This is a genomic window from Roseibium sp. MB-4, from assembly GCF_053005265.1.
This window is the reverse complement of the sequence record NZ_JBRKQB010000003.1, coordinates 239,611-262,038: the sequence shown is the minus strand read 5'-3', so window position 1 is coordinate 262,038 and position 22,428 is coordinate 239,611. Positions and strand designations below refer to the sequence as shown.

The window sequence follows — 22,428 nt, the reverse complement described above, 5'->3', positions numbered from 1 at the left end:
TTCCCTTTACGTAAGATGGAACTCCATGCCATCCGCCGATGACTGACGATGGCACTACTCCCTTTGTTCCGCCCGCGCAACCTCGCCAGAAGTATATTGCGCCAGCAAAACCAAATTTTTTCATTTATTCCCGCACACATTCCTCCCCTATAGGGAATGCGTATCTATGCGTGTCTTTCCCGCCGCTCACCCGCCAGATAGGCCTCTGAACGCATCTCGATCAGCCGCGAGGCCGTCCGGTCGAATTCAAAGGCCTCCGTTCCGTCTGTCGACACGTAAAGATCGGCCGGCTCAGCCGCGGCGGAGATGATCAGTTTGATGCCGTTATCGTAAAGCGTATCAATAAGTGTGATAAATCGCTTTGCTTCATTGCGCCGGGCTTTCGACAGCACCGGCACATCGTCCAAAAACAGTGTGCTGTAGGCATGCGCAATGCGCAGGTAATCACTTGCTCCGAGCGGCTGCATACACAAATCATCGAATGTAAACCGTGCTGCGCCGGCTGCCGTGCAGGGAACGGGGATCTTCCGGCCCTTGTTTTCCAGCTCTTCCTTGTGCGTCGGCATACCGTGTGTCAGCCGTTGCCAGAGATCGTCCATCTTAGCGCGCGCCCCATCCCCAAGCGGCGTCAAATAGACGGGAGATCCTGCAAGTTTTTCAAGCCGGTAATCTGTCGGCGAATCCAAATGCAAGACACTGACTTTGGACTTTAAGAGCGAGATAAATGGCGTGAAAAGTTGCCTGTTCAAACCATCCTTGTAGAGGAGATCCGGGTTCACATTCGAGGTGGCAACAACAATGACCCCCAACTCGAACAGCTGCGTGAACAGTCGCCCCAGGATCATCGCATCGGCAATGTCGGTTACGGAAAATTCATCGAAGAGAAGCAGCCGGGTCTCTTCTGCGATTTGCGCCGCCACGGGCGGGATCGGATCGTCGCCCTTGACTTCGCCCCGCTTGTGCGCCTGCCGGTGCGCATGGATCCGTTCATGCACATCGGCCATGAATTCATGAAAATGCACACGCCGTTTGCGCCGGATCACGGTGACCTCATAGAAGAGGTCCATCAGCATGGTTTTGCCCCGACCAACTCCGCCCCACATATATAGCCCCTGAACGGAGGCCCAGAGCTGGTTCTTTTTCTTGGCAAATAGCCAGCCAAGCGAGCTCTTCTTAGAAGCCAGTCGTGTCTCGCCAAGCCGGGTGTTGAGAAGATCAAGATGCCGGACTGCCTCGCGCTGAACCGGGTCTTCAGAAATATCACCGGATGCGACAAGCGCATCGTAGCGGGCGCCCAAGGCGCGGTTGACCGGCAATTCCAGCTTCAAGTGCTGAGCTCCATCCTGCAAGTCCATGGAGGGTAAGGCGTGACCTTTTGGGGGCGGGGATACTGTCAAAACGTCGCAGATGCAAGCTATCAAAAAGCGTTACGGCTCTTCTGACATGACATGTTTGCGGGACTGCCAGTTGGAACCACGCGAAGGGAGTTTTGCCTTTAAATCAATTAAAACTCCCGATCTCTGGCATTTGTCAGCCAACGACTTGAGAGAGAAACAAAAAATCCTCTCCAGCAGGCGCTGGAGAGGACCACCCTGAGAAATTTTGGAGGACATGGTCAGGGTGCGGCGGCCCCGTCAAACCTGCAAAAGCTTGCTCGTCCGGCCAGATTGAAGCTCTTGCACGTAAAGGAGTTGCGCCACGAGATGACATTCTGTTTTGTCATCCATTTTGGCTTTGCGGCCGCGCCCATCGGTGAGCAGCCAAGCATTTCCAGATTTCACAACATCGCACTCAATTGGCTGCTTCGGGTCAAAACCGGATTTGTTGATGAGTTTGAGTGCTGGCAAATCTTCATCAGACCCGGACATGCCCTTCATCTCCAAACGAAGAGCACGGTACAGTTTGTGGATCGATTGCGTTGCAATGATCACTGTCCTGACCTCTTCCCCATCCATGGCGGCAAAACGGACGACGCCCGCATCCCTCGGGATCGTTGAATTTGAACAGGGTGTCTTTTGAACGTCACCAAGGGTCGTCCACTCGGTCCGCAGGGTCACGGTCGCTGGCTGCCGCAAGGAAGCCATTTCCCGGGTCAAGCGCTTTTCAGCAGCGCGCTGAGGGTTTCGAACATCCTTTTGCGCGCGTTGGCTCTGGGCTGCGATGCTGGTTCCACCGATCCGGAGGCGCCGGAAAATGATGACGTCCCGGTTCAGGTCCGTCCGCTCAACACGCCATCCAGCATCCAGCCAAGCATTTTGATGCACCAGACTACCGCCGGAATTGGCCCACCAGGTGCGATGCTCTCTGGCGCTGCGCGGCAGGTTTGATCCGATGATCTCCTCGACCTCGTCCAGCTTCGCGGCCCACACCACGTCGTCCATTCTGGCCAAGTGTTCCCGCAAAGGTTCATATTTTGACATTTGCACAGTCCTTAGTTGACCATGCAAAAATACACGCATTGCGCGCATTGTCCAGAAAAAATACTGAGGGCTGTTAACGGTAAAGAGAGACCGGCACTCCAGTTGCCGTCTGGCCGTCAAACCGCCCGGATTGGCTGGAGTAGAGCTGCGCAACAGTTTGCCCACTCCCGTCCTTCAAGACCACCTGATTGCCATTCAGATCCCATGCGGAAATTCCGGTCAGCACAGGCGTGGCACAACCTCTGGTATTTGCACGGTAGCCACCAGACCAGGTCGTTAAGGTCATGAATGCCATGCAATTGTCGGCGCCAGAGGCCAGTTTCCAGCCGCCGAGGAGGTCTGTACGGCCCACTTGTTGAGCGTTGGCAGGAGGTGTCACGGCTGCCACGGCACCATCGGTTGTGGGTGCGGCTCCATCAAGCCCGGCTGTCGCGGTTTCAGATCCCGGGACTGCAGGGTCAAGCGGCTGCAAAGCACCGGAGTTAACCGGCGTCGTCGGCGTGGCGGGCAGCGGAGCAGCATAATTCGGTCCGCCGGAAAGCCTCTGGCATCCCGCAGCGAGAATCACCAACCCCACAACCAAACCCAAGTTTGCCACACGCTTCATAACGAATCAGTCCCTGAATGACGTCCCAATATGCCGCCACTCTTAGCCTACAATTTGGCGAAAATCCAAAGGCTCCCGCGGAAACTCTACAAATTTCCGTCAGGCAACCTAGTTGCCGGTGGAAAGCTCCGATGGGACGGACGGATCAATCAGACCGTCAATCGCTTTCCAGATACGCTTAAGGTAAGCAGAACAGGCTGAAAAATCATCGCTCAAGGCGCCGCCATCCGTCACGCTCCACCAATGGCTTGATGTTGTCCCCTTCCAGGACGACGGTTGAAGGATCGCCTTTACGTCGCTCAGATAAATGATCCGATCCGGCACGATCGCATATGGCATCAAAAACACATCAATGGATTTCGGCGAAAGGCCTTGCGCGCTTACGCCATGTTCCGACAAAAGGCGGCTGACATTCTTACTGATCTGCGCCGCAGGCTGAAGGCCTGCAGAAAAGGCTCGCATGAGGCCGCTGCCTCTGGCGTTGAGGCAGGCTTCGGCCATCGGCCCGAGCAAACTGTTGTCGGGGCACACAAACAACACGGTGGTTTTTGGCACAGGGAATCCTCTTGCGACGTTGGGGCATGTTTCCCAATTTCGCGGATGCCATAGCCAAAGGTTCAGACCCTATTATGACAGTTTAAGGCTGTGCCCGACATTCTCAGCGGATAAACAGCCAATCTTCTGAATACTACTTAGGGTCTTGGGCCTCGGACGCGCCGTGTCCGGAAAATGCATCGAATGCCGCCAGCGCTTCGGCTCCATAGATCATCGACGGGCCGCCGCCCATATAAACCGCGACACCGATCGTTTCCATGATCTCTTCCCGGCTCGCACCATATTTTGCGGCCGCCTTGGAGTGGTAGGCAAGGCAACCGTCGCAGCGCGCCGCAATTCCAATCGCCAAAGCAATCAATTCTTTGGTCTTCGAATCCAAAGCACCCGGACTAATGGCCGAGCGAGCCACTTCGTGAAACCCTTTGGTGACACCGGGGATGCCACTCCGAAGATCGGCCATTCTCTTGTCGGTCTGTGAAATAAAGGATTGCCAATCGCTAACGGACATGTTCGCTCCTCCGCTGTTTTGCTGACGGATGGATACTTAAAGACGCACTTGCGCGATTGGCGTTGATATCACTCAATTTGCATGCGAATGAAGGCGCACCCCAATCTCGACGTCATGGAGATAACTGTGCCGCTTGCCATCTGGTGCATCCTTGCCGCCGCCATTCTTCCAATCCTCTCGGCATTTCCGGCAAAACTGAACAAGGACTTTGATAACGCCTATCCGCGCGATCCAGACTATTGGCGCGAGGGGTTCCGGGCACGGGCACAAGCAGCTCAGGCCAACGGCTTTGAAGCTTTTCCTCTTTTTGCCATCTCTGTCATCGTCGGGATCGGTCAAGGCGGGTCCGACTACTGGATCAACCAGTTGGCTGTCCTATTTGTGATGCTGCGGGTGATTTATGTGTTCTGCTACTGGACGGATCGATCAAACCCACGCTCACTGGCCTGGACCGCAGGCTTCCTGACCTGCGTCGCAATATTCACAAGCCCCGTGTGGAGCTAAAACGCAACAGCCTGACACTTAAAAACTCAATTCTATTTTGAACATTTGCATGGCCGGACTGCTTTCGCTAACCATGGCAGTGTGGATCGAGCATCGAAACCGGCAGGGGTTAAAGAGTGCGGACGACAGACCAGACGACCACCACGCTTCCCACCCGTCATGAAAATGAAGCGGTGGCAACGCGCCTTCCCGCCGATCCTCATATAGTGGATGTGCTGATCGCAGAACGCGGCAAACAGGTGATGGCGAGCCCATGGTGGCCCCTCATTCGTCCCTTTGCCTTCAAAATCCTGCGCTACCGGTCAGCCGTCGAAATGGCCAACACCATCGATCACATGAGCGCGGTGGACGTTTTCCGGCACCTCAGCGATTTGTTGCAATTGAACGTCACGACCCTCGGCCTGGACCGCGTTCCAACGGACGGCCCGGTCGTCCTGGTCTCAAACCACCCCACAGGTATTGCCGATGGTGTTGTGTTGTTCGATGCCATCAAGGAGCGGCGCGAGGATCTTGCAATCTTCGCCAATCGGGACGCCATCCGCATCAATCCGCAGCTTGCAGACATGATCATTCCGGTCGAGTGGCGGGCAGATTTCAAAAGCCGTGAAAAGTCGAAAGAAACGCTCAAGATTGCGTCATCCGCCTTCTCTAAGGAGCGCGTCGTTGTCCTGTTCCCGTCTGGACGTCTTGCCTATTGGCACGAGGGCAAGCTCACCGAGCGCCCTTGGATGACGTCTGCGTTGGCTCTTGCGCGTAAGAACAAGGCGCCGATCATTCCCATGCATATGGGCGGCCGGAATTCCGGGCTGTTTTATTTCCTGGCGCGGGTCTCGACAGAACTGCGCGACATGACCGTTTTCAACGAACTGTTGAACAAGAAAAACGCCGAGTTCCGGGTGCACTTCGGCAAGCCGATCCGCCCGGAACGGCTGGACGGCGACCTGACAGAGCTTACCGAGCAAATGCGCTTACATTGCGCAGAAACACTGGCGAGTGACCCGGACGCGGAGTTTTGAACTGTCTGCCCGGATCCGATGTTTGTCACGTTTGAACTAATTCTTCACTCTCTGAAGAAAACCATCGCTGCTTTGCGACTGAGTAGCCGCTAGACAGCACCGATACGGTGACTGCAATTGTCGCGTACGAGAGAACTGTCACTAAAAGCGTAGACAGTAAAATCATACTATCTGCTCCCGTTGCTTTTTGTAGCAGCACTAAAAGAACAAACCCAACACCACCTAAAAATACCAACGGCAGCATGAGAACCGCATTGACCAACATCATTGGCCCTCCCATTCCTTTGCTGACCATCAAAGCATCCGAAATAGAGAACTTTTCCCCTATGGCCGCAGCAGGCAAAATCAAAGATAGTCTATAGACAAGCGGCGTCACCAACAAACAAATCACAATATCAAAAAAAATACTCGCGGATCCGGCGACTACACTTGTCAGTTCCAAAGCCAATGCGAGAAATAGATTATATCCGACCATCAATATTAACATCGGCCACAAGTATCGAAATTCATTGCTCCAGTCCCGAATTGACACTCTTTTTGTCTCTCCAATCAAAAACAAACGGTGCCCGGAAACTGCAAATGCGCACCCAACAAAAACGTTTAAGCCAATAGTTATTGCAAATATCGCACTTCCGTGCGCTTGCCCATCACCGCCAATCAAGCCGAGATTGAAAGGGAGTTGCCAACCAAATGCAAGGGCGCCCCAAACTGCCAGAAGTGCAAGAATGTCTCTGCCCCTCTTTCGCAGAGTTTCAACGCAACGAGCGAGTATCAAAAAAAAGATGTCCATTAAACCATTCCAGTAGGTCTGCTCACTGTCTGGATGACCGATAACAACATTCCCTTTAATATTGCATTATTTTAAAAGGTAATTTTTAGTTTAGTTACGATCACCAAACAGAAGCCGGCGCTTCGAAAAATCAACTCCAGCTCCGGCAACTGTCCGCTGCGTTGGTCAACGACAACAAATCATCCACAGGCGGGGCAATTGCCCTGAAGCGGCGAATAAGACATGGTGCGATGAGTTCAGGAGAATCATTCGAACATGTCCGCTTCACCTGCGCCCGCCGCAGAGGAACCCAATACGATTCAGGCCACGCTTGCACCGCCAGTGACTGGCGAGGCGCGCCCTTTGGCTGTGCTGCAGAAAATCTTCGGCTTCAGTGATTTCCGGGGAAAGCAACAGGCGGTCATCCAGTCGCTTGTCGATGGCCGGGATGCAGTCGTGCTTTTTCCAACAGGTGCCGGCAAGTCGCTTTGTTACCAAATCCCGGCGCTTTGTCGCCGCGGTGTCGGGATAGTTGTCTCCCCGCTCATTGCGCTGATGAAGGACCAGGTCGGCGCGTTGACAGCCGCCGGCGTTAACGCAGCTGCTTTGAACTCCACGCTCACGCCTGGCGAACAAGCAGTTTTACGTCTGGAATTGCAACGTGGACAAGTTGATCTCTTGTACGTTACGCCGGAACGGCTCAGCAGTGAGAGTTTCCGCAAGCTCCTAGATACGCTCGACATTGCGCTCTTTGCCATTGACGAGGCGCATTGCGTGAGCCAATGGGGCCACGATTTCCGCCCTGAATATTTAAGCCTCTCCACCCTGGCGGAACGCTATCCGGGCGTGCCCCGGGTAGCACTCACAGCAACAGCCGATCCGCACACCCAGAAAGACATTCAGGCGCGACTCAAGCTGGATGAGGCGGAAGTTTTTTCGACCAGTTTCGACCGGCCCAACATCCGGTATGAAATCGTTGAACGGAACAACCAGCGCCAGCAGCTTCTGGATTTCCTGAAGAAGCACAAGGGCGAGTGTGGCATCGTCTATTGCCTCTCCAGGGCGAAGGTCGAGGACATCGCCGAGTGGCTAAATGCCAAGGGCATTCGTGCACTGCCCTATCATGCGGGTTTGCCTGCAGAACAGCGGGCAGTCAATCAGGATGCGTTTGTGCTGGAGGAGGATCTTTGCCTAGTGGCCACGGTGGCCTTCGGTATGGGGATCGACAAGCCGGATGTGCGCTACGTGGCCCACTTGGACCTGCCCTCATCTGTCGAGGCCTATTATCAGGAGACAGGCCGCGCCGGGCGGGATGGTGCGCCGTCCGAAGCCTTCATGGCGTATGGTATGGCGGATCTCGTGCAACGCCGGCGAATGATTGCGGAGGGCGATGCCCCGGACGAGGTCAAACGCGCGGAAAATGCCAAGCTCAACGCACTCCTCGGAATTTGCGAAACGGCGGGCTGCAGGCGCCAGGCCTTGCTCGCCCATTTCGGTGAGACCTATCCAGAACCTTGCGGAAACTGCGACACCTGTCTATCGCCCGTGGAAACATGGGATGGCACGGAACCTGCGCAGAAGCTCATGTCGGCGATCTACCGGACCGGCCAGCGCTTTGGCACAGGTCATGTGATCGATGTGCTACTGGGCAAAACCAGCGAGAAGTCCGCCCGCTTCGGCCACGACAGTCTCTCCGTCTTCGGTATCGGTCAGGATCACGCGCTCAAAACATGGCAATCGATCACCCGGCAGATCGTTGCTGCCGGATATGTCGACGTTGACCACGCGCAATTTGGCGCATTGGTCTTGACCGAAAAGGCGCGGCCGGTTCTGCGGGGTGAAGAGAGGATTCGTCTGCGCAAAGACCGCAGCGCCTCTGGCCTCAAGAACACCCGGACATCGCGGGCTGCCTCTCTGGCGGATGAGCTGGACCAGGAAGACCGGTTGCTGTTTGATCGGCTCCGCCGTTTGCGCACCCAAATTGCTCGGGATCAGAGCGTGCCGCCTTATGTGGTGTTTCCCGACGCCACTCTTGCCGGGATCGCTGCGGCGCGCCCGGTCACGCCGGACAGCCTTCTATCGGTCTCCGGCATTGGCCAGTCAAAACTGGACAAGTATGGCGAAGCAGTTCTGGATCTGGTGGAAGCCTTCGAGGCCGGCGTTTAAGCCAGCCTCAAAGTTTGAGCAGATCGTGGTTTGATCAGGATCCGGCTTGCGGGAGTCCCTTGAAGGCTTCGGAACCCCAGACTTGCTTTACACGAGCATCCCGGCCACAGGCCTTTCGGTAGCCTTTGTAGGCATCGGCACGGGTTACATAGCCGAACCGGGTCAAGGTGCGTTGATTGCTCTTGTAATAGCCTTGGTGATAGTCCTCAGCCGGCCAGAAGACTGCAGCGTCTTCAATCGGGGTCACCACTTTACGGCCCAGCGCCTTTTCCGCTTTTGCCACTTCCTGCTTCGCCGCTTTTTCCTGCGCTGCGTTCAAAGGATGGATCGCAGTGGAGTATCCAAAACCCCGGTCACAGAATTGCCCGCCGCTGTCGGTCACATCGACTGTTCTCAGGAAAATCGCCAAGAGCTCGCCATAGCTAATCTTGGTCTCATCAAAATCGACCTGAACGACTTCGCGGTGACCACCACGTTCGTAGTTCTTGTAGGTCGGGTTTTGCGTGGTTCCGCCAGCATAACCGGACACCACATCGCGAACGCCCGAAAGCTGTTCCAGATCTGATTCAACACACCAGAAACAGCCACCGGCAAACACCGCCGTCTCGGCGTTCGCCGGAACCGTATAGGCGGCACCGGTCATCAGAGTTGCAAGGGCGAGCGGGGCAAGACGCTTCATGAGAAATCCTCCGTATGTTGGTATCAGAGCTAACGCATCTGCAGCTGGAGGCAACTCAACTCCATTGTCATTACCGCACAAGCCCGTGAGGGATGTGTGACTCACGTTGCTTCTGACCAATGCAATGCCCCGACAGGTGGATCGCCACCCCGCCTGACAGGCACCGCTGTTTTTCTTGCTAGACAGCCTGACGGTGAGATGGTGAGCGCGGTGTGTCCAGCCCCGACCAGTCGATCCTCTGCGTTACGAACATGGTCACGGCAAGAGCTGCAAATGCGATCACAGATCCGATCAGCAAGGCGTAGTCCTGTTCCCGCATCAAAGCGTAAAGGGTCGCAAAGATACCGGTCAGGACAGCTGCGATAACAAATCCTGCAATTCGGCTTTTCAGCGAGGTCCCAACGTAGATGGCGTTCAACAGCGTCGCCGAACCTGCAGCGACCAGGTAGGCCGGCCCGTAACCAATATGCTCAGCGAAGGCCAACAGCATCACGTAGAAGATGATCAGCGCACAACCAACCAACCCATATTGTATCCAGTGAAATTGCCAGCCCGATCGCATCTCCAAAACGAAAACTGCCAGAAAGGTCAGGCTGATGAAACCGATTGCATATTTCAATGACCTTGAAATCGTCTGATAGAAGTTCACCGGCTCGACAAACTTCACACCCATCAGTTTGCCGGACAGCGGCAAACTGTCGACCTCCATGGTCTTAGGAATGCCACGGGCCAGATAAGGGATGGTCCAGTTTGCGGTAAACCCACTGTCCGTGATTGAACGCTGTTCAGGCAGGAAAGCTCCTGTAAACCCTGGATGCGGCCAATCGGACTGGAACGTGACCAGCGTCGTCTGCCCGGCCGGTGCTACAAAAAGGGCTGATGAGCCGTTCAAGTGCATGGCCAGATCAAAGGAAAAGCCTCTTTGCCAGATATCAGCTGCGACTGGTGCGTTGATACCGGAACCGCCGTGCTTGGCCAGGACACCAAGGCCAGGCTCAAACTGCACAGTTTGTGTGTTGTTGAGACGGATCGCGACTTCGCTGCGCAGCGCGCGGACATCAGATATGCCAACGACAACCATGGCTTTGTCCGTTGCGATCTTGATCGTGCCGCCGTCTTTCGGCTCGAAGATGCCGGAGGGCGGCGCAGCAAACCGGCCCTCCATGGACATCTGACCACTATAGACCGGCAATGTGTAGATTGATTTGCGGCGTTCTTCGACACCGATGTCTCCTTTCAATTCCAGACGTTCAGGAAACAAGACCACCGTTCGATGATGGACGGTCCGCTGCCGCTTCTCGCCATCTCCGGAAATGACAGTCTCCGTGAATGGAATGGCAAGATAAGGACCATTGATCGACTGCGTGCCACCCCAGGACCGTGCGATATCCGCCGCCACGCCCTTGGCGCGGTCGGCACGCTCTTCCACGAGCAACCAAACAAACGTCGTTGGTATGAGAAGAAGAACGGTCAGGAAGCCGATCAGGAAAACCTTGACCGCGGGCGATTTCAGAACTGCTGGTAGTTTCGGTGACTGTCGGTTCTGGGGAGATCCGTTTTCGTCGTCAGCGGTTGGTGCCGATGTTGCGTTCGCCATTTTCTGCAATCCTCTGCCAAAGGGTTGCCCACAAGCACTATCAAATCGGAACAATCAGCACATTGTTCGAACACCCGATGATTTTTCGGCGGAGGAAATGTGGCTTGAATATGCCGGTGGCTCGTGAATTTAGGCAATTTGGGCCAAGGCAAGTCTGCCGAGCGGCATAGTTTGCTGGCTAAACAGACTTTTGCAATCCTCTGCGTGCCGCATATTTGCCCTTGTAAATATTACATAAAACTTGAATACTTTTGACCTGTTTCGGAATTCACCCCCCGGATTGGCAATCAATCCTCACAAGATCTGTTGTGAACAAGCTGTGGACCAATTGTTGGCAACGGAACGAACTCAACTGAGAATCCGAACGGGTTTTCAGTGTACTAGCCAAGGTATCAACTCAGAGTAATCGAGTTACCACAAAAGCGGGTTAACCATGAATCCGGTTTATACCAAGGTTTTTGGCAACCCCTGCTTGTCTTCTGCTGCGTGGCCAGTTCTTAATAATTCGTTAACAAAGGACACTTTGTGAATGACACCGTTAAACAACATGGCTCTTGGCGCCAGCGCTGATTATGTGCGCCGGGCGAATTATCTTCCGGCGCTGGTCGAACGCCTCGACCTGTGCCAGGCAGAAACGCACCGCTTCATGCTGGTCGCGCATCTGTTCGACGACACCATGCGGATGATTGATGCCTTGGCTGGGATCATGGATTTCGATGCCATCATCGGTATTCCATATTCTTCCGGCAGCGATGCGACACGCACGAAATGGCAATCGCGTTATGGCTCTATCGTGCATTGCCCGAAGACCGAGGATGATTTCAAAGAAGCGCTTGCAGCTGCTATTCAGAAAAGTTTTCTGCAGTGCCGCTCATCTGGTCAGAAACTGGTGATCCAGGAAGTTGGCGGCTATGTCGTTGAACTGCTTCATGAACGTTTTGCCGATCAGTTGGACCTTGTTGAGGGTGTCGTCGAAATCACCAAACAAGGTGTGTGGCGGGCCGAACAGCTCAATTTGAAAGTACCAGTGCTGCATTGCGCCGACAGCGAACTGAAGCGCCTGGAAGCCAAACGGTGTGGTGAAACCATCGTGCGCTGCCTGGACGGCCTGTCCAGGGATCTCGGCAACTCCCTTGCGGGACGCCATGCCGCTGTTTTCGGAGCAGGATGGATCGGCTCCGGTGTTGCCCATGCCTTCCGCCGCCTTGATGTCATTCCGATGGTGATCGACACCGACCCGCTCAAGGTGGCAGAAGCGCGCCTCTCGGGTCTTCAGGCGCACATGTCACCAAGGGAGTTGGACAAGTGCGATCTGATCGTCGGCGCAGCCGGCAGATTGTCGATCACGGAACAGGTGCTGCGCCAATTGCGCAGCGGCTGTATTGTTGCAAGCGCCAGCTCCCGGCGCATAGAGATAGATGTCGACTATCTGGAAACCGCGCCAAGCGCCGATATTCATCCGTCGATCCGAGCCTTCCATTTCCAGAACGAGAATGGCTGCGGCGAGCGTCAGATTTGCCTCGTCAACGACGGTTATCCAGCAAACTTCATTCCGGGATCTGGCAGCGTCGCCGATGAGATCGTCGAACTCATTCTGGGCGAACTGATCGTCCTGATGTCGGACATCACCTTTTATCCGTACGAGCCGGGAATTCATCGCATCACGCCAGCCAGCGAGGCGTTGTGTACACAGCTGTGGATTGAGCAGAGGGACCAGCTATGACCGATACAACCAACGAGTTGACAGTACACTCACAGTATCTTGTGAAGAAGCTGTCGAACTCAAAGCAGAATCTCTACGGGACCGTGAAATTCGATACGGTTTCGCGGAAAATCAAATCCTGGGCCAAAGGCCGCACGGACACACCAAAGATCCTGGATATCGGCTGCTCGACTTCGATCTCCAAGGAATATCTGGCCGCAACCGGGCTGGAGTTTGAGTATTGCGGCGCCGACTACGAAGCCGCTTTCCAGCCGGACATCGTGCTTGATGCCACGAAGCTGTCCGAGCACAAGGAAGACCTGCCCTGGCGCCCGGATGTCATTACCCTGCTGGATGTGCTGGAGCATCTTCCGGGCAAGGCCGAGGCGATTGAATCCACCATGCGCCAATGCTGCGAAGTGGTTGCACCGGGTGGTCTGGTGCTTGCGGTCGTGCCGCAACTCTACCGGCTCGACCGGCTGAAATTCGGCCACCTGCACTATCCGGAACACCATGTCCGCTTCACACTCAAGGAATGGATGAATATCGTCGAAAAGGCCGCCGATATCGAAGAAGTCCATGGCATCGGTTACCTCAGCGTCCTGCCTTACACCCCTATGTTCAGCCCCTGGTACAAGGAACATAACCGGCATGGAAAACTCTTCCATCACCTGCGTTCCAAGACATTCGAGTGGGGTCCACTGAAACCGGCGGAAATCGGATTGACCAGGACCCTTGGCCGCTTGCCGGGCCTGCGCGGCTGGTGCAACAGCACCCTGTTGGTCTGCAAGGCCAAAGGCTGACCTAGGCCACCCACAAACCGAGAATTTCCTCCGCTCAATCAAGCGCCCCGGGAAGCTGCCCGGGGCGTTTTCTTTTTTCGCATCAATAGAATCTTTAGTGGCCACCACCGAATGGCACAGTTGTGACGCGGGTCACAGGACAGCATGCACTGCACAGGGTAGGCATTGCACATGATCTGAATTCTATGGTCGTATGGGGCATCCATCACACGCCTGTATTCACAGGGAGGTTTCCAGTGGCATTGCATCAATCCCAACCCGGTCGGCGGGACGACGTTTTTGACCTTTATGCCCGCGACTTGTCCGAACAGCCGTTGCCAAAGTTCCGGATGCCGGAGAACTCTTCGCTCCCCGATACGGTTTACAATCTGATCCACGACGAATTGCTTCTTGATGGCAACTCTCGCCAAAACCTGGCGACTTTCTGCACAACCTATGTGCCCCCACAGGCCCAGCAGCTCATGCAGGACTGCGTCGACAAAAATATGATCGACCAGGACGAGTACCCGCAGACGGCCGAAATCGAGCACCGCTGCGTCCACATTCTTGCCGATCTGTGGAACGCCCCGGACGCAAAAACCACGCTTGGATGTTCAACGACCGGGTCCTCTGAAGCGGCGATGCTAGGCGGCCTGGCTCTCAAGTGGAAATGGCGCAAGCGCCAGGAGGCCGCCGGCAAACCGGCCGACAAACCCAACTTGATCTGTGGGCCGGTACAAATCTGCTGGCACAAATTTGCGCGTTACTTCGATGTCGAATTGCGGGAACTCCCTATCCTTGACGGCGAGCTTTGCATGACCGCTGCACAAGTGGCTGAGGCAGTTGATGAAAACACCATCGGCGTTGTGCCAACCCTAGGCGTGACCTTTACCGGCGTTTATGAGCCCGTCGAAGAAATCTCGAAAGAACTCGACCGGATCGAAGCTGAACGTGGCCTTGATATCCCGATCCATGTAGATGCAGCCTCTGGCGGGTTCATTGCACCGTTCCTGCACGAAGATGTTGTTTGGGATTTCCGCTTGCCACGTGTGAAATCAATCAATGCATCCGGACACAAATATGGCTTGTCCCCGCTCGGCGTCGGCTGGGCCATCTGGCGGGAACCGGAAGACTTGCCGGAAGAATTGATTTTCAACGTCGACTATCTGGGCGGCCAGGTGCCAACATTTGCGCTCAACTTTTCGCGGCCCGCTGGCGAGATCGTGGCGCAATACTACCAGTTCCTGCGCCTTGGCCGGAAAGGGTATACCGAAGTTCAAGGCGCCTGTGCCGACACAGCTCAGTATTTGGCCGCTGAGCTGCAAAAGACCGGGCATTTCGACATGCTCTACAATGGCGATGGTGGTCTGCCGGCTGTCTGCTATTCCCTGAAGAACAGTGCCGACCGCGGCTACACGCTCTACGACGTGTCGGAGCGGTTGCGCATGCGCGGTTGGCAAATTGCCTCGTATCCGCTTCCGGCAAACCGGCATGATCTCATTGTTCAGCGGGTTATGGTCCGCCATGGGATCGGCCGCGATCTTATGGAACTGTTGATTGAGGATATGAGCCGGACGATCGAATTTCTCGATCGAAATCCGATGAGCAACCGGGAAGCCAAAGCCTCCTTCCACCACGGACGATAGACCGATGTCAGATCCCGCTCAGGCTGGCACGGAGCGCCCGGCCAAGGACAGCTCAGCGACCGGAAAAATCACCGTTCTCGGCCTTGCCATGATGACAGTCGCTGCCGTGGTCAGCCTGCGCGGCCTGCCATTGATGGCTGTTGAAGGTACGACGCTGCTGTTCTACATCGGCTTCGCCGCCTTCATTTTCCTGATACCAGCCGCTTTGGTCGCTGCCGAACTGGGCGGCATGTTCGCCCATTCAACCGGCGGGATCTACGATTGGGTGAAAGCCCCGTTTGGCGCCCGGGCGGGCTTTGTCGCCATCTGGCTGCAATGGATCCAGAACGTGGTCTGGTACCCGACCGTGCTTGCTTTCGCAGCTGCGTCCCTTGCCTATGTCATCGGACGACCCGAGCTTGCCGATGATGGCATCTATACCGGGTCGGTCATCATCGCGGCCTATTGGTTTGCAACCTTTATTGCCCTGACCGGCACCAGCGCGGCGGCGCGGTTCACCTCGGCCGGGTTTCTACTCGGGACGGTGATCCCTGGACTTCTGATCATCGCTCTCGGTGCGGCCTGGATTGCGGATGGGCAAACGATGGCTTTTTTGGAAAGCGCATCAGTGACCGGAGGCGATGCGCATTTGCGGTTCTTTCCACATATCACAGGCCTGTCATCCCTGGCTTTTCTCGGCGGCATTGTGCTCCTGTTTGCCGGTGTTGAGGTTCATGCCGTTCACGCCAACGAACTCAAGAACCCGGCGCGGGACTTCCCGAAAGCCATACTCTTGTCTGTCGTGATCATCGTTGCACTTTTCCTCCTGGGCTCGTTGGCGCTTGCATCCATCGTTCCCGCAAATGAGATTGCCCTCGACCAAGGTCCGATGCAGGCCTTGCAGATCGCGCTGAAAGAATTCGACCTGGGCTGGCTCGTGCCTATCCTTGCCCTGTTGATCGCTCTTGGCGCTCTTGCCGGAGTAATGTCGTGGATCACCGGCCCAAGCCGCGGTCTTCTCCGAACTGCCCGTGACGGCGAGTTGCCGCCTTTTCTTGCGCGGACCAACAAGAACGGAGTGCAGGTAACAATTCTGCTCATTCAAGGCGGCATCGTCACCGTTTTGGCACTGCTCTACTTTGTCTTGAAAAATGTCTCCGTCGCCTTCTTCCTGCTGTCGGCAATGACGATCACGCTATACTTGGTGATGTACATGATGATGTACGCGGCTGCAGTTCGCCTGCGGCTAACACAACCGCACGCTGAGCGAAGTTACAAAGTGCCCGGTGGCCTTGGCGGATTGATCGCTGTAGCCGGGATCGGCTTTGCCGGAGTGGCCTTTGCGTTTGTCACCTCGTTCTTTCCGCCAAGCCAGCTCCCCGTGGGCAGCCCCACAACCTATGTCGGTGTGGTAACGGCAGGTTTTGTTGTTTTCATTGGTCTGCCGATCCTGATCCACGCTTTGAAGCGCCCGTCCTGGGTCCAAGATCAGGCCAAAACGGACGAAATAACCTGACGATTATGGGCCGGTAGCGTCATTTGAAGGCCTAATCGGCTTCACGGCTGCTCACGCCCCTGTCATGGCAGGTGATGCACACCTTGGAAATCCAGGCTGCCTTGAAGCGGCTTCACAAAAACGCATTGATATTTTGAGGGAAATCAGGTCACGGAAGCGTGGCACACCTTGATTTCAATGCCAGTGATCTCGCTCCCACATGTGGTCTATCGCAATCGGATTTGGGAGCGCAGAAATCATGACGACACTAACAGCAGATAGACACCTGACCGCAACCGCACCGGCTGTTTCGGTCAACACTGTAGGCCTGATGTTCATTTCAGGCTTTTTCGCCACCATTGCTTTTGATCTTTGGGGGCAGGTCATCAGCCCGGGTTTGGGTTTTGCAAATCTTTCACCTCACGGCTTGGCACAAAGCCTTCTGGCAAGCCTCGGCCTGCCCAGCAGCGCCTTTGCAGGATATTTTGTTCACTTCTATTTGGTGGGTCTTGTCGGCTATCCGATCGGCTGGATGTACGTTTTTGCTCCGATCTGGCAACGTGTTGTCGGCGACACACATTGGCTCCTGCCAGCCGCGATCTACGGGGTAGGTCTTTGGATCTTTGCCATTGGCGGTATTTCGGCAATCGCCGGTTTGCCGTTCTTCCTGAACTTTACCGGTATCACCTGGGTCGCCTTGGTTGGTCACGTGCTTTATGCCGTCGTAATGGTCGGTGTTCTTGATGTCATTGAGCGTCAAAAACAAGCCTAGGCTTTCTGATACGCCCTAAAGAAGAAAACCGCTGCGACACCTTCGGAGCGGTTTCTTTTTCGAATCAGACCAACAAAAATGTCAGATCAACTGAACTAGTCAGCGAAGATGCCGTATTCCGGGATGGGGTCCAGTTCGATCTGAGCCAGCAGAGACCCTTCGACGATCGCCTGTATGCTGACGTTTTTTCCCATGATCGGATAAAAGCGGCTTTCAACCGCCCGGCCTTGAGTGTCACCGAATTCCGTATGTGACGCATTTCCAAGTGTTTCAAACTGTGACGCTGTTTGAGACATGACCACTCTTTCCCTGCAGTACCATCGCCAACTGTGTGGCGTTAAAGGCACCCTAGAGACAATTCCCAAAATTGGCGCTAAGGGCTTTAGGCAAATTGTTTCTGCTCTGGGCGCAAATTATTAACTACGCCATATTGCGAGCTCTTTTCCCATGTGAAGATCTGACAAAGACTGGATTGAACAATCACGCGATCCATATTGACGCTGAACGCGAGTGGTTTGCCTGTGGGCATTTTATAATACTCGCACAATAGGTGCCGCTGATGTCCGAACACTCGACAGACATTGCTATCATCGGGGCAGGTCTCTGCGGATTGGCCACGGCAGCTCTGCTTTCGAACTTGGGCGTCGACGCAAGGGTGTTTGAAGCAAGCAAAACGGCCGGTGGACGCATCCGGTCTCTGCCTGGGCCCTCGTCTCCTAATCTGCGCTATGATCTTGGCCCCGCATGGATCTGGCCGCATAATCAAAGAGTGCTTCAGTTGGCGGAGCAACTGGATTTACCCCTGATCCGTCAGCACTCAGCCGGAAACCTCATATTTCAGGATCAGACAGGCAGCATCCGCCGCGATCTCGCTTTTGCAACGATGGGAGATGCATTGCGGATACCTGGCGGTCTGACACGCATTACAGACGGCTTGGCTGCCCGGCTTCCTGACGGCACGATTGCCTATCAACACGCCGTCACCGCAATTGAACAGGACACGTCTGGCCTGACAGTGTCGGGAAAGACACCTGAAGGTCCCTTCCGCGTTTCCTGCCGGCAAATCATCCTTGCCTTACCTCCGCGATTGGCCGCTGCACGTATCGCCTTTTTGCCAGATCTTGTCGCTGAAACGAAACAGGATATGTCTGCAGTTCCAACGTGGATGGCCGGACATGCGAAACTTGTCGCTGTCTATGATCGACCCTTTTGGCGCGCTCAGGGCTTTTCAGGCGATGCTATCAGCCATGTCGGTCCTTTGGTCGAAATCCACGACGCTTCAGCGGAAGAAAACCCTCAGGGCGAGGCAGCATTGTTTGGTTTTGTCTCCCCTCACGACATCCAAAACACAGCAGATCGTGAGGCCTTTGTTTCACGGGCGATCACGCAGTTGAAGGAGCTCTTTGGGCCCGAAGCTGGACGCCCGGCAAAGGTCTTCTTGAAGGTCTGGGCAACGGACCCGTTGGTGGCAACTCAGCGTGATCAGGAAACTTTGACGAGCCACCCGCAATACGGACCGTTGCCAATTGTTGAATCCTGGCATGACCGGCTGTTCCTGTCCGGTACGGAAACCGCACCGGAGAACGGTGGCTTTCTGGAAGGCGCCTTGGAGGCTGCGGAGCGCTCCGTTGCTTGGGTGCGGCGTCACTTGGCCAAGTCAAACAAAGCTGTGCCGGGCTTGTAAGCCGGCCCGCAACTCCGGATCAGTGAAAGTGAAATGGCGGCCAACATTTGCACGCCGCCAATTCAAAGGATACGGAAAGCGATCTAAGCAGCGTCGGTCGTCGCGTTGGCTTTGACACCTTTCAAGAATGCGCCAACGTTTTCGCGCAGTTCCCGAGCTTCTTTTTCCAGGCTGTTGGCAGCCGTGAAGACAACATCTGCTGCCTGGTTGGTCACTGTTGCAGCCTGCGACACGCCGCCGATGTTGTCAGAAACCTGCTGCGTTCCGGCAGCGGCCTGCTGAATGTTGGACGCAATATCGTTGGTCGCGGCACCTTGCTGCTCCACAGCCACTGAAATGCTCGTGGTGATCTCATTAATCTTGCCGATTGTGCTGGTGATCGCCCCGATTGCCTCAACAGCGTGATGGGTTTCCCCTTGAATGCTCGAAATCTGGGTAGAGATTTCTTCCGTCGCTTTGGAGGTTTGCGTTGCCAGCTCCTTCACTTCAGCAGCCACCACGGCGAACCCCTTGCCTGCTTCGCCGGCTCTTGCCGCTTCAATGGTCGCGTTCAACGCCAACAGGTTGGTCTGTTCGGCAATCGCTTGAATGAGCGTGACGACCTCACCGATTTTCGCAGCGGCCTCAGAAAGGCCCTGAATGCGCTGGTTGGTTTGGGCTGCCTGGCTTGCCGCCTCGGAGGCGATTTCGCTGGATGACGACACCTGACGGCTGATCTCCGAAACCGACACCGCAAGTTCCTCCGCCGCGGCAGCCACTGTTTCAGTGTTTGCCGATGCGATGGCTGCTGCCGATGCAACCGCTTCACTTTGGCTTGTGGTCTGTTGAGCTCCGGAGTTCAGATTGGTGGACGCGTGCTGCAGGCTCTCAACGGACCCGCCAATCGTCTCAAGCAGACCGGAGACCTGCACATCAAAATCGGACGAGAGGTTCTGGATTGCCCGCGATCGCTGGAGATCTAGCTCCTGACGATTGGTCTGCTGGTCTTCCAGGTCGCGCCGCATGTTTTCATTGGCCACAAAGGTCTCCATGGCCTCGGCCATATCGCCAATTTCATCGCGCCGGTCAGTGCCCACAATGGGGAAATCAGTCTTGCCGTCTGCGAGCTGCTTCATGCCCAATGTCAGCCCCTTCAGCGGTACCGAAATATTGCGGATTGCGGCGACGGCAATCGCTGCAGCAATCAGACCTCCGACAATGAGCACGCCAATCAAGGCGCTGGCCTTGGACCAGAAAGCGGCGGACACATCATCCACATACACACCAGTCGCCGTGACCCAGCCCCAAGGCTGAAAGACCTCCGACCAGGTCGCCTTCTGAAGAAGTTCTTCTTCCCCCTTGCGGTTCCACATATAGCTGCTGACACCGCCACCAGACTTGGCAACCTCAATCATTTCCCGGACGTGATACTTGCCGGTCTTGTCTTGTGAGTTCCACGCACTCTTGCCCTCGGAAGACTGCTTCGCACTCACAATGCGGGTGCCGTCCAGGTCAAAAATAAAGGCGTAGTTGTTGCCATCGTAGTGGATGGCACGAACAACGTTACGCGCCCACTTCTGGGCTTCGTCCTTGGAAAGTTCGCCGGAGGCTTCCAGCTCATGAAAGTATTTCAGAACCGAATTGGTGACTTCAACGACGGTCTGGGTCTTGTGGGTACGTTCGCCATACAAGATCGAGCGCAGAAATACGAGATCATAAGTCACCAAGGCCAGCGTGAAGACAGCCAAGCTGATAACCGGGATCCAGATCTTGAAGCCGATTTTGAAATTGTCGAGAAACATAATGACTGACCTGAGAAAATTACGGATGGTCCCTCTTTGCATGATTTGATTAAACAAACTTAAAGCTGACAAATACGAATTAGTGTTTTTTTTGAGTAGTTTATCTGGCAAATAAACTCCCAATTTCCTCCATCATTCACCACCCTTCTCTTTCATCGTATTGCTTGTCATCCGGCATTTGGCCTGTCGTGAAAAGACTGTATGGTCTACGCAACTGACAGGAAGAATAATTCAGGAGCGGCCATGAGCGGTCTTCTCGCCCTACTTGACGATGTGGCAGCAATTGCCAAGGTGGCCGCAGCGTCCGTGGATGATGTGATTGGTCAAGCGGCCAAGGCTGGGTCCAAAGCGGCTGGGGCTGTCATTGACGATGCAGCGGTGACGCCGAAATATGTTGCCGGGTTTTCCCCGGCCCGCGAGTTGCCGATTGTCTGGCGCATTGCCAAAGGGTCGCTAAAGAACAAGCTGATCTTCCTGCTGCCCGTGGGCCTTTTGCTCAACACATTTTTGCCCGGCATCATCACGCCCTTGTTGATGCTCGGCGGAGCCTATTTGTGTTTCGAGGGGGCGGAGAAGGTCTATCACCTCTTTGTTCCCGGCCATCACGACGCGGACCAACCGAAAGACCTGGTGCAGGACCCAACCCATCTGGAAGAACAGAAGGTCTCCGGAGCAATCAAGACAGACTTCATCCTGTCCGCCGAAATCATGACCATTGCGCTGTCCGAAATCCCGGACAGCAATATCTGGATGGAGGCCTCCACACTGGCGGTGGTCGCGATCGGCATCACGGTCATGGTCTATGGCTCGGTTGCGCTGATCGTGAAGGCAGATGACTTTGGACTGCACTTGTCCCGCGAGGGGCGGTTCGGTGTGACCCGCGCAATTGGTATTGGCATCGTGAAAGCAATGCCCGGCGTCATGAAATTTCTTATGACGGTCGGAACGGCAGCCATGCTCTGGGTCGGTGGGTCCATTGTGATTCACGGCTTGAAAGAACTCGGCGTGAAAGGCCTCTACAACACCATTCACGACATCGCGCACAATATCGCCCACACCATTGGCGTTGCCGAAGGTTTCCTCGGTTGGTTCGCAACGGCAACAATGGACGGAATTTTCGGGCTGATCCTCGGACTGATCCTGATCCCTATCGTCACAAAGGTCATCGAACCGACCTGGCATATGGTGAAAGGCAGGAAAGAAGAAGCCAGCGGGCATTGAGGTGCGTAAGTATCTATAATATTCAAATCTTCTGCGCTTTACACAAATGTAAACTTCGCTCAAGAAGCCTGCAAACTGGCTGTCCCATCTTTGTTTCATCGGAAGGCAGAAAGCCTTTCACACACAAAGATGGAGACGCGTAATGAACATGAAGATCATCGCAGGTACGGTTGTTGCAGGTATGGTTCTGGCAACGGGTGCAGTTGGTGCAGTCGCTGCACAAACGGCAACATCACCAGCTGCCATAAGCGAAGCACAGGCCATCGAAATCGCTCTGAAAGAGGTTCCGGGAACTGTTCAGGAAACCGAATTTGAGCGCGAAGACGGCAAAGAAATCTTTGAGATCGAAATCGTCACGGCCGACGGTGTTGAAATGGAAGTCGAAATCGACGCGGCGTCTGGCACGGTCCTGGAGATCGAACAGGACGATGATCACGACGACGATGATGATTACAAGAAAGGCGACAACAAACGCGCCGGGTAATCCGTAACAGAACGTGTTAGGGAACAGGCTGCCTGGGATGGCGGCCTTTTTCCTGTTTTGA

The 22,428-nt window shown here is 55.1% G+C and carries 21 protein-coding genes; 11 read left to right on the top strand and 10 right to left on the bottom strand.

From position 1 onward, the window contains the following. Positions 1-164: 164 nt before the first annotated feature. The 5 genes from zapE to ACVDG4_RS17715 all read right to left on the bottom strand — a co-directional run bounded on the left by zapE (position 165) and on the right by ACVDG4_RS17715 (position 4,090). Positions 165-1,322, bottom strand: coding sequence for a cell division protein ZapE (gene zapE, locus ACVDG4_RS17735; RefSeq protein ID WP_447236331.1), 1,158 nt, complete (start codon positions 1,320-1,322; stop codon positions 165-167). 312 nt (positions 1,323-1,634) lie between these two features. After that, positions 1,635-2,420 (bottom strand): DUF7662 domain-containing protein, encoded by a 786-nt coding sequence (locus ACVDG4_RS17730; protein WP_447236090.1) that lies wholly within the window; start codon positions 2,418-2,420, stop codon positions 1,635-1,637. A gap of 73 nt (positions 2,421-2,493) precedes the next feature. Continuing rightward, positions 2,494-3,027, bottom strand: coding sequence for a protease inhibitor Inh/omp19 family protein (locus ACVDG4_RS17725; protein WP_447236089.1), 534 nt, complete (start codon positions 3,025-3,027; stop codon positions 2,494-2,496). Positions 3,028-3,135: 108 nt separating this feature from the next. Beyond that, the gene (locus tag ACVDG4_RS17720; protein ID WP_447236088.1) at positions 3,136-3,582 is read right to left on the bottom strand and encodes an arsenate-mycothiol transferase ArsC; all 447 of its coding nucleotides are present in this window, start codon (positions 3,580-3,582) and stop codon (positions 3,136-3,138) included. A gap of 133 nt (positions 3,583-3,715) precedes the next feature. Then, complete coding sequence (locus ACVDG4_RS17715; protein ID WP_447236087.1) at positions 3,716-4,090, bottom strand: carboxymuconolactone decarboxylase family protein; 375 nt, start codon at positions 4,088-4,090, stop codon at positions 3,716-3,718. Positions 4,091-4,216: 126 nt separating this feature from the next. On the opposite strand from ACVDG4_RS17715, the gene ACVDG4_RS17710 reads away from it, so the two are divergent. Both ACVDG4_RS17710 and ACVDG4_RS17705 read left to right on the top strand, forming a co-directional pair. Beyond that, positions 4,217-4,594: an MAPEG family protein gene (locus ACVDG4_RS17710; protein ID WP_447236086.1), complete on the top strand. Its 378-nt coding sequence runs from the start codon at positions 4,217-4,219 to the stop codon at positions 4,592-4,594. A gap of 116 nt (positions 4,595-4,710) precedes the next feature. After that, positions 4,711-5,610, top strand: a complete 900-nt coding sequence (locus tag ACVDG4_RS17705) for a lysophospholipid acyltransferase family protein (protein ID WP_447236085.1) — start codon at positions 4,711-4,713, stop codon at positions 5,608-5,610. A 25-nt stretch (positions 5,611-5,635) separates the two neighbouring features. Here ACVDG4_RS17705 and ACVDG4_RS17700 read toward each other — a convergent pair whose 3' ends face one another. Continuing rightward, positions 5,636-6,400: a hypothetical protein gene (locus tag ACVDG4_RS17700; RefSeq protein WP_447236084.1), complete on the bottom strand. Its 765-nt coding sequence runs from the start codon at positions 6,398-6,400 to the stop codon at positions 5,636-5,638. 255 nt (positions 6,401-6,655) lie between these two features. On the opposite strand from ACVDG4_RS17700, the gene recQ reads away from it, so the two are divergent. Continuing rightward, entirely contained in the window at positions 6,656-8,545 is a 1,890-nt protein-coding gene (gene recQ, locus ACVDG4_RS17695) for a DNA helicase RecQ (protein ID WP_447236083.1), read from the top strand. A 34-nt stretch (positions 8,546-8,579) separates the two neighbouring features. Here the strand turns inward: recQ and msrA are convergent, their stop codons facing one another. Next, the gene (gene msrA / locus ACVDG4_RS17690) at positions 8,580-9,224 is read right to left on the bottom strand and encodes a peptide-methionine (S)-S-oxide reductase MsrA (protein ID WP_209172134.1); all 645 of its coding nucleotides are present in this window, start codon (positions 9,222-9,224) and stop codon (positions 8,580-8,582) included. Positions 9,225-9,402: 178 nt separating this feature from the next. Further along, on the bottom strand, positions 9,403-10,821 hold the full coding sequence (gene creD / locus ACVDG4_RS17685; protein ID WP_447236082.1) for a cell envelope integrity protein CreD: 1,419 nt from the start codon (positions 10,819-10,821) through the stop codon (positions 9,403-9,405). 529 nt (positions 10,822-11,350) lie between these two features. Between creD and ACVDG4_RS17680 the strand changes: the two genes are divergently transcribed. From ACVDG4_RS17680 to ACVDG4_RS17660, 5 genes are all read left to right on the top strand, one after another. Continuing rightward, complete coding sequence (locus ACVDG4_RS17680; protein ID WP_447236081.1) at positions 11,351-12,544, top strand: Rossmann-fold NAD(P)-binding domain-containing protein; 1,194 nt, start codon at positions 11,351-11,353, stop codon at positions 12,542-12,544. Next, a complete protein-coding gene (locus ACVDG4_RS17675) occupies positions 12,541-13,326 on the top strand; it encodes a class I SAM-dependent methyltransferase (RefSeq protein ID WP_306148053.1) in 786 nt (261 codons plus the stop codon). The genes ACVDG4_RS17680 and ACVDG4_RS17675 overlap by 4 nt, the downstream gene beginning before the upstream one ends. A gap of 242 nt (positions 13,327-13,568) precedes the next feature. After that, positions 13,569-14,951, top strand: coding sequence for a glutamate decarboxylase (gad, locus tag ACVDG4_RS17670; protein ID WP_447236330.1), 1,383 nt, complete (start codon positions 13,569-13,571; stop codon positions 14,949-14,951). A 4-nt stretch (positions 14,952-14,955) separates the two neighbouring features. Beyond that, the gene (locus tag ACVDG4_RS17665) at positions 14,956-16,446 is read left to right on the top strand and encodes an amino acid permease (RefSeq protein ID WP_447236080.1); all 1,491 of its coding nucleotides are present in this window, start codon (positions 14,956-14,958) and stop codon (positions 16,444-16,446) included. 238 nt (positions 16,447-16,684) lie between these two features. Then, positions 16,685-17,197, top strand: a complete 513-nt coding sequence (locus tag ACVDG4_RS17660) for a hypothetical protein (RefSeq protein ID WP_447236079.1) — start codon at positions 16,685-16,687, stop codon at positions 17,195-17,197. A gap of 95 nt (positions 17,198-17,292) precedes the next feature. Here the strand turns inward: ACVDG4_RS17660 and ACVDG4_RS17655 are convergent, their stop codons facing one another. Then, positions 17,293-17,493: a hypothetical protein gene (locus ACVDG4_RS17655; protein ID WP_422019659.1), complete on the bottom strand. Its 201-nt coding sequence runs from the start codon at positions 17,491-17,493 to the stop codon at positions 17,293-17,295. A gap of 263 nt (positions 17,494-17,756) precedes the next feature. On the opposite strand from ACVDG4_RS17655, the gene ACVDG4_RS17650 reads away from it, so the two are divergent. After that, entirely contained in the window at positions 17,757-18,881 is a 1,125-nt protein-coding gene (locus ACVDG4_RS17650) for a flavin monoamine oxidase family protein (RefSeq protein ID WP_447236078.1), read from the top strand. 83 nt (positions 18,882-18,964) lie between these two features. Here the strand turns inward: ACVDG4_RS17650 and ACVDG4_RS17645 are convergent, their stop codons facing one another. Beyond that, complete coding sequence (locus tag ACVDG4_RS17645; RefSeq protein ID WP_447236077.1) at positions 18,965-20,662, bottom strand: methyl-accepting chemotaxis protein; 1,698 nt, start codon at positions 20,660-20,662, stop codon at positions 18,965-18,967. Positions 20,663-20,905: 243 nt separating this feature from the next. Between ACVDG4_RS17645 and ACVDG4_RS17640 the strand changes: the two genes are divergently transcribed. Both ACVDG4_RS17640 and ACVDG4_RS17635 read left to right on the top strand, forming a co-directional pair. Further along, positions 20,906-21,883: a DUF808 domain-containing protein gene (locus ACVDG4_RS17640; RefSeq protein WP_447236076.1), complete on the top strand. Its 978-nt coding sequence runs from the start codon at positions 20,906-20,908 to the stop codon at positions 21,881-21,883. Between the two features lie 142 nt (positions 21,884-22,025). Then, positions 22,026-22,367 (top strand): PepSY domain-containing protein, encoded by a 342-nt coding sequence (locus ACVDG4_RS17635; RefSeq protein WP_133949215.1) that lies wholly within the window; start codon positions 22,026-22,028, stop codon positions 22,365-22,367. The last annotated feature ends 61 nt before the right edge of the window (positions 22,368-22,428 follow it).

Coding starts and splice junctions, on each gene's coding strand:
- ACVDG4_RS17730 (WP_447236090.1), bottom strand. CDS start 2,420: ATGTCAAAATATGAACCTTTGCGGGAACACTTGGCCAGAATGGACGAC.
- ACVDG4_RS17725 (WP_447236089.1), bottom strand. CDS start 3,027: ATGAAGCGTGTGGCAAACTTGGGTTTGGTTGTGGGGTTGGTGATTCTC.
- ACVDG4_RS17715 (WP_447236087.1), bottom strand. CDS start 4,090: ATGTCCGTTAGCGATTGGCAATCCTTTATTTCACAGACCGACAAGAGA.
- ACVDG4_RS17700 (WP_447236084.1), bottom strand. CDS start 6,400: ATGGACATCTTTTTTTTGATACTCGCTCGTTGCGTTGAAACTCTGCGA.
- recQ (WP_447236083.1), top strand. CDS start 6,656: ATGTCCGCTTCACCTGCGCCCGCCGCAGAGGAACCCAATACGATTCAG.
- msrA (WP_209172134.1), bottom strand. CDS start 9,224: ATGAAGCGTCTTGCCCCGCTCGCCCTTGCAACTCTGATGACCGGTGCC.
- creD (WP_447236082.1), bottom strand. CDS start 10,821: ATGGCGAACGCAACATCGGCACCAACCGCTGACGACGAAAACGGATCT.
- ACVDG4_RS17680 (WP_447236081.1), top strand. CDS start 11,351: ATGACACCGTTAAACAACATGGCTCTTGGCGCCAGCGCTGATTATGTG.
- ACVDG4_RS17675 (WP_306148053.1), top strand. CDS start 12,541: ATGACCGATACAACCAACGAGTTGACAGTACACTCACAGTATCTTGTG.
- ACVDG4_RS17665 (WP_447236080.1), top strand. CDS start 14,956: ATGTCAGATCCCGCTCAGGCTGGCACGGAGCGCCCGGCCAAGGACAGC.
- ACVDG4_RS17660 (WP_447236079.1), top strand. CDS start 16,685: ATGACGACACTAACAGCAGATAGACACCTGACCGCAACCGCACCGGCT.
- ACVDG4_RS17655 (WP_422019659.1), bottom strand. CDS start 17,493: ATGTCTCAAACAGCGTCACAGTTTGAAACACTTGGAAATGCGTCACAT.
- ACVDG4_RS17650 (WP_447236078.1), top strand. CDS start 17,757: ATGTCCGAACACTCGACAGACATTGCTATCATCGGGGCAGGTCTCTGC.
- ACVDG4_RS17645 (WP_447236077.1), bottom strand. CDS start 20,662: ATGTTTCTCGACAATTTCAAAATCGGCTTCAAGATCTGGATCCCGGTT.
- ACVDG4_RS17640 (WP_447236076.1), top strand. CDS start 20,906: ATGAGCGGTCTTCTCGCCCTACTTGACGATGTGGCAGCAATTGCCAAG.
- ACVDG4_RS17635 (WP_133949215.1), top strand. CDS start 22,026: ATGAACATGAAGATCATCGCAGGTACGGTTGTTGCAGGTATGGTTCTG.